At 28.7% G+C, this 2,015-nt stretch carries 2 protein-coding genes; both read right to left on the reverse strand.

Annotation, left to right across the window (positions count from 1 at the left end; all coding sequences use genetic code 11):
- Positions 1–1,137, reverse strand: a 1,137-nt coding sequence (locus tag A5883_RS09720; RefSeq protein ID WP_086338440.1) for an oligosaccharide flippase family protein, incomplete at its 3' end; no start/stop codon positions are given.
- Between the two features lie 4 nt (positions 1,138–1,141).
- A partial coding sequence (locus tag A5883_RS09725) for a glycosyltransferase family 8 protein (RefSeq protein WP_086338441.1) occupies positions 1,142–2,015 on the reverse strand: 874 nt, incomplete at its 5' end.

The following is a 2,015-nucleotide window of genomic DNA, read 5'->3' on the forward strand; positions in this document are numbered from 1 at the left end:
GATTCTAATACCTGTAACTAATGATTCTGTTATAAATGTTGCAAATACAGCTCCAAATACTCCTAACACTGGAATTAAAGAAAAATTAAGCAAAGCATTAATAACAGCTCCAATAATAACAGATAAATTGAAATTTCTTATTTGATTCTTAGGCATAAGATATTGCTTCACAATAGATGTTCCTAAACATTTGATAATTATTAACGGAGATAGCAATTTCAAAACCAAAGCTGCTTGACTAAACTCTGGCCCAAAGAACCAGTACACTAAAGAATCAGCAACAGAGATTAATCCAAACATAAATAATATGGAAAAAAACACTTGAATATGAAGTGTAGTATCCAAAATTTTAATAATCTTTTCTTCACTTCCAGATGATTGTAAATTACTCATTTTTGGTAACATAACCGTGTCTATCGTTCCTACAAGAGCCACAACAATAAAAATTAAATTAGTTGAATTTGAGAAAATTCCAACCATGGCAAAAGTTCCGATAAGTCCTAAGATCGTCTTATTGATATTCATGTATAATGTAGTGGCTATTTTACCTACAAAAAAGCTAGCTGCTGGTTTAGTATGGCGTATTACATTTTTGAAATTTATTTTTACTAAAGTAATTTTCCCAAAAAGAAATATCCACAAAATTAACTGGGACAAAAATATAGTCATAGACTCAATAAAAATAAAACCGATTATTTTGATAAAAAGATTACTAATTGTAATTGCTTTGAACTCTTCTATTCCTGCAAAAAACCAAGATATATCAAAAAACGCCCCTACAAGTATTAAAGTTTGGATTAGATACAATATGGGATTTTTGGAAAGCATACTAAATCCAGCGTATAGTAATATGACTATTAAAGAGATTATTCCGTTGAAAATCTGTAGCTCCCAAAATTTTTGAGATAATAGCTTTTTAGAATTTCTTACTATAGCTATCTCTCTTATTCCATACATATCCATCCCTAAACCTGCAAATAATAAGAAATAACTGACTATTGAATTCATATAGTTGTACTCCCCGATTCCACTCGGTCCTAAAGCTTTAGAAACTATAGGAATCGTAATTACAGGTAAAACTATCTTTAACACTTGAAATATGCTTTGATAAAACACATTTCCTATTAATTTTCTCAATTCTTCACATCCTAAAAAAAAGCTTTATTTTGCCTTTAAAAAAGCCAAATTTCTCTACAACAAAGCTCCAGATATTTTGATTATTCTGCTTGGAAGGAAACGTATGATATAAATCTTTGTAAATATCTACATAATTCTTTTTATAAGCATGGCCTGAATATTTAAACCATGGTTTGATAGCACCATTAAAATGTACAATATATGGGTTTTTTCTGGATTCCTGGATTTCTTTTTGAGAATAATTTAAATACTTTGATCCGTGAATAAAATTTTGGACAAAAACGTTCCATTTCATATCTAATTTATCCCAATCATCTTTAAAAATTGCATTAAAAGCAGCTTGATCATTCAATAATGTTCTTGAATTATATTTAATCAAAAAATCAATTAATTTATCAGTTGAATTTTCCCTCCTCATTTTATTTAAGTTCAATATCATAACACCAGTGTTAAATGTTTCTTCTTCATCCTTTAAACCTAAAAACTTATGATCTTGTGTATAATTCGCAGCTCGCACGGCTTGAATTGAAAAATCGCTGTTTTTTAATTCCCATAGGTTTTTAACATCTTTCAAAAAGAGCAAATCTCCATCTAAATAAATACAATCATCCCAGAAATGTAAAATCTGGGGAAGTAAAACTTTAATAAACGCACTTTGAGATACATGATTTTTTGCTGTAAACTTCTTGATTTGTTCATCCTCTATCTTCATTAAAGAAACCGAAACATTTGGCTTTTTATTAAAAAAAATTATTTTTTCCGAATACTTATAACTTATTTCATCATTTGTCAGTATTAAAATTTGTAATTTACTTTTAGTTCTAGCAATAATACTAGCTACTGTCACTAAAAGCGGCTCGCAATAATTGTTATCTGTC

Source organism: Enterococcus sp. 5B3_DIV0040 (assembly GCF_002140755.1).
In the GTDB taxonomy this organism is placed as follows: Bacteria; Bacillota; Bacilli; order Lactobacillales; family Enterococcaceae; genus Enterococcus_D; species Enterococcus_D casseliflavus.